Origin of the sequence: Microbacterium sp., from assembly GCF_035554235.1 — a bacterium.
In the GTDB taxonomy this organism is placed as follows: Bacteria; Actinomycetota; Actinomycetes; order Actinomycetales; family Microbacteriaceae; genus Microbacterium.
This window is the reverse complement of sequence record NZ_DATMIO010000061.1, coordinates 1-4,321: the sequence shown is the minus strand read 5'-3', so window position 1 is coordinate 4,321 and position 4,321 is coordinate 1. Positions and strand designations below refer to the sequence as shown.

The 4,321-nt window shown below is 66.7% G+C and carries 4 protein-coding genes; 2 read left to right on the top strand and 2 right to left on the bottom strand.

The window, feature by feature from the left end:
* Positions 1 to 295, bottom strand: a 295-nt coding sequence (locus tag VNT50_RS03005; RefSeq protein ID WP_325483616.1) for a low temperature requirement protein A, incomplete at its 3' end; no start/stop codon positions are given.
* A gap of 48 nt (positions 296 to 343) precedes the next feature.
* Entirely contained in the window at positions 344 to 1,171 is an 828-nt protein-coding gene (locus VNT50_RS03000; RefSeq protein ID WP_325483615.1) for an alpha/beta fold hydrolase, read from the bottom strand.
* Between the two features lie 156 nt (positions 1,172 to 1,327).
* Here VNT50_RS03000 and VNT50_RS02995 point away from each other — a divergent pair, with 156 nt between their 5' ends.
* The gene (locus VNT50_RS02995) at positions 1,328 to 2,599 is read left to right on the top strand and encodes an ABC transporter (RefSeq protein ID WP_325483614.1); all 1,272 of its coding nucleotides are present in this window, start codon (positions 1,328 to 1,330) and stop codon (positions 2,597 to 2,599) included.
* A 79-nt stretch (positions 2,600 to 2,678) separates the two neighbouring features.
* The gene (aztD, locus tag VNT50_RS02990; protein ID WP_325483613.1) at positions 2,679 to 3,893 is read left to right on the top strand and encodes a zinc metallochaperone AztD; all 1,215 of its coding nucleotides are present in this window, start codon (positions 2,679 to 2,681) and stop codon (positions 3,891 to 3,893) included.
* Positions 3,894 to 4,321 lie beyond the last annotated feature (428 nt).

Genomic DNA, 4,321 nt, shown 5'->3' with positions numbered 1-4,321 from the left:
ACTGATTCGCGAGCCAGCAATACGAAACCCACGTCCACCAGAGCAGCCCCAGCAGCACAAGCCCCTGCAGCACACCGAACGCGCTGTGCGATTCCGCCATCAGCGCCGTGACCTGAGTGAAAGCGAAGACGTAGACCAGATCGAAGAACAGCTCGAACGTGGATACCCGCGTCGACTCGTCGGATACCGGCAAGCCTCCGTCAGCATGCTGACCGTGGTTGTCTCCGGGCTGTCGCATTGCACCAGGATGCCGCAACCCGGGGTGCGGGTCGATGACATTCAGGAGATCGCCCACGATTTGCGCGCCGAGTTGCGCAGCGGGCGTTTCGAACCCCCGAAGCAGCTACTTCTGCACGAACGGCAGCAGCACCGCGTTGATCTCGTCGGCGTGCGTCCACAGCATGCCGTGCGGGGCCCCAGCGATCTCGTGGTACTCGGCCTCGGGCAGGGCCGCGTGGAATGGGCGGCCCGTCGCATCGATCTGCAGGATGCGGTCGGCTGTGCCGTGGGCGATGAGCGCAGGCTTTCCGCTCGCCTTCACCGCCGCGATGTCCGCCGTGAAATCCTCGATCCAGGTCGGCACGACCGCGTATGCGGCGACCGGAGCGCTGCCGACCGCGGTGTTCCAGCTCGCGGTGACCGCTTCCTGTGAGATTCGGGTGCCGAGGTTCTCGTCGAGGTTATAGAAGTCCTTGTAGAACTGCGTGAACCAGGCGAAGCGGTCGGCTTTCGCCGTTGCAGCGATGCCGTCGAAGACCGACTGCGGCACGCCCTGGCCGAGCATGCCCGGCTCGAGCGAGGCCAGGAAGGCGAATTTGGCGATTCGATCGGTGCCGAAGAGCGTGGCGTAGCGCGCGAGCTCGCCGGTGCCCATCGAGAAGCCGACGAGGATCACGTCGGTGAGGTCGAGGGTCGTGAGCACGACGTCGAGGTCGCGCGCGAAGGTGTCGCAGTCGTAGCCGGTCTCGACCTTGGACGACTTGCCGAAGCCGCGGCGATCGTAGGTGATCACCCGGTAGCCGGCGGCGCGCAGCTCACGGGCCTGGCGCTCCCACGACGACCCGTCGAGCGGGTAGCCGTGGATGAGGACGGCGGCCTGACCCGACCCGTGGTCCTCGTAGTACAGCTCGATCGGCGTCGAGTTCTCGGTGCCGACGGTGATGTAACCCATGGTTCTCCCTCATTCGATGACGGGAACGAGCATTCTCATTCCCTCACATCTACACGTAGAGAATGTGCGTCCTCAGTGCAACTCCAGGGACGTGCCTCGGTCCGGCGCGAGTTCATGAGTTTGAGAATCATTCTCATTATGGCTACGGTCGGATGCGTGACCACCTCTCACCGATGGGCTGGCAGGACCTCCTTGCGCTCCCGCCTCCTCCGTCTCACCGCCGCCGGCGCGATCAGCCTGACCCTTGCCGCCTGCGCCGGTGACCCCGCAGCCGTCCCCCCCGACACGTCGAACCAAGGCCCCGCCGCGGGAGGTCAGGGTGTTGTGGCCGACGCGGCCGAAACCGCCGAGCCCCCGCTCGGTCTCACGACCATCGACGCGGCCGGGACGGTGACCCACCTCGACCTGCTCGACGAAAGCGTCAGTGACCTCGGCACCGTCGGCGCACCGACTGCGGTGACCACGGATGGTCGGTACCTGTTCGCACAGACGAAGGCGGGCATCGAGATCGTCGACAGCGGAGCATGGACGTGGGATCACGGCGACCATTCCCACTACTACCGGTCCGATCCGCGTCTTCTCGGGCCGCTGGAGGGCGACGGTCCGGCGGTCGTTGCGACGACGAACCTGTCGAGCACCGGCGGCACCGGCGTGTTCTTCGCCGACTCGGGTGACGCCGTGCTGCTCGACACCGAAGCGCTGTCGGAGGGTGAGTTGGTCGAGCGGTTCCGGCTCCACACCTCCCCGCACAACGGAATGGTCGTGCCGATCGGCTCGTTCGCGCTCGTCACCCGAGCGGAGAACGGCGCCACCGCGTCTGTCGCCGCCTACACCTCCGACGGCGAACCGACCGGCCTCGAAGAACCCTGCGTCGACGCCGCCGGAACCATCGCGACCCGCGTCGGTGCGGTGATCGGATGCCGCGACGGCGCCCTGCTCGCCACGGTGCAGCAGAGAGAACTCACGCTCGAGCGGATCCCGTATCCCGCCGGTACGACGGCGGCAGCGGCGACCGCGTTCACCAACCGCGAGGGACGCCCGGCAGTCGCATCCCTCGCCGACACCGACGGCGTCTGGCTGCTCGACACCCGGGAGCGATCATGGACGCTCCTGCCCGCCCCGGCGCCGCTCGTGGGTGTGACCGCGGTCGACGACGACGACGAGCACGTGCTCGCGCTGGCCGCCGACGGTCGAATGCTCGTGTTGAACGGCGAGGACGGCGCAATCCTCGCCGAGACCGCACCGCTCGTCGCCGACTCCATCGCGGCAGGCCATGTTCCCGCACTGATCGCCGACCAGCAGCGGGCCTACCTCAGCGGGCCTGTCGAGCGACGGCTGTATGAGATCGACTTCGTCGACAACGCACGCATCGCACGCGCCTTCGACACCGTCGGCTCGCCGACGTTCACGGCGGAGACGGGACGTTGAACGACATTCCGCTTGTCGTGGCGTCCACCAGCATCCTCTTCCCCTGAGCACCCAGCCACACCAGAAGAAAGAAGAATCCATGCGCACCTCCCACATTCGCCGCGCGGGCATGACCGCCCTCGCCATCGGAGCGGTCGCGACGCTCGCCGCTTGCTCCTCAGGCGACGACGCGGGCTCCGCGCCCGAGAGCGGCAGCAGCTCGATTCCTGCCACCGAGTCCGGCGCCCGCGTCGCGGTCGCCTACGAAGGCGGCATCCTCGTGCTCGACGGGCAGTCCCTCAATGTCGTCGCCGACCTGGACTCGGAAGAGTTCACCAGGCTGAACCCCGCGGGTGATGACCGGCACGTCATGGTCACCATGAGCGAAGGCTTCCAGGTGCTCGATACCGCCGCCGGAACGCCCGGCGAACCCGCGCTGACGGACATCATCTTCGAAGCAAATGCACCCGGACACGTCGTCCGGCACGGCGGCAAGACCATCCTCTACGCGGACGGAACCAGCGACACCACCGTCTTCGACACGGCCGCCCTCGCGGCATCCGAAGAACGGCCAGAGGTCGAGACGATCGAAGGCGTCGAGGCGCACCACGGCGTCTCTGTCCTCCTCGACGACGGGACCTTCCTCACCACCGTCGGGAATGCCGAGGGGAGAAGCGGTATCTCGGTGCACGAGACGACCGGCGCGTTGATCGCCGAAAGCGACCAGTGCCCCGGCGTGCACGGCGAAGGCACAGCCGAGAACGAAGCCGTCGTCTTCGGCTGCGAGAACGGCGCCATCGTCTATACCGACGGTGAGATCGTCAAGCTCGCCGCACCCGACCAGCCCTATGGTCGCGTGGGCAATGCCTACGTCAGCGAGACCAGCCCCATCGTCGTCGGCGACTACAAGAACGACCCGGACGCCGAAGGCTATCTGCTCAGCGCCGTCACGCTGATCGACACCGCCGCTCGGACCCTCGAGGTGGTAGACCTTCCGGAGGGCGTCGAGTACACCTTCCGCGACGTCGCCCGTGGACCGAACGACCTCGCCTACATCCTCGCCACCGACGGCTCGATCCATGTGCTCGATCCCGCGACGGGCGAGATCATCGAGGCGTTCCCGGTCATCGAGGCATGGGAGGGCCCGGCCGAGTGGCAAGACCCGCACCCCGCCATCGTGGTCTCCGGCGACATCGCGTACGTCACCGAGCCGGCCGCGAACAGCATCCACGCTTTCGATCTCACCACGGGCGAGATCGTGGCGACCAGCGAACTCGAGGTCACCCCCAACGAGATCGCCGCCGCGGCGGGCTGAGACGAATCGCCAGGGCACCTGCCGAGCACCTTGCGAAAGAATCACAAAAAGATAACGGCCGCCTCTTCCCTTCCGTTACCTTGTCGTTATAGAGTGCAAGCACGGTAGTTGTTTTGCTGTGGCAGCTACCGACATGTGATTGCAGGACACTCTTGGTGCAAGGGACAAGGGCCGGTTGGAAGCCTCTCCGACCGGCCCTTACTCTTGCCCGCGAACCTCGCATCGCCACCGCTTCCTCCCCAGGCTGGAGTTATCCACAGAATGCCCGATCAGCGCTTGGTTCCGGGGTCTCGAATGTCGGTGGTCACTGTGAGACTGTGGGTATGCAAAACCTCGCCGCCCATGTCGCTCGCCTCGTCGGCGACGCCCGCGCGGTGCTGGCCGCGCCGCTCGCCGAGGGACTGATCCGCGGGCTCGACGACGACTCG

Bases quoted from the DNA above. Each gene is read 5' to 3' on its own strand.
- aztD (WP_325483613.1), top strand. From the start codon at position 2,679: ATGCGCACCTCCCACATTCGCCGCGCGGGCATGACCGCCCTCGCCATC.
- VNT50_RS03000 (WP_325483615.1), bottom strand. From the start codon at position 1,171: ATGGGTTACATCACCGTCGGCACCGAGAACTCGACGCCGATCGAGCTG.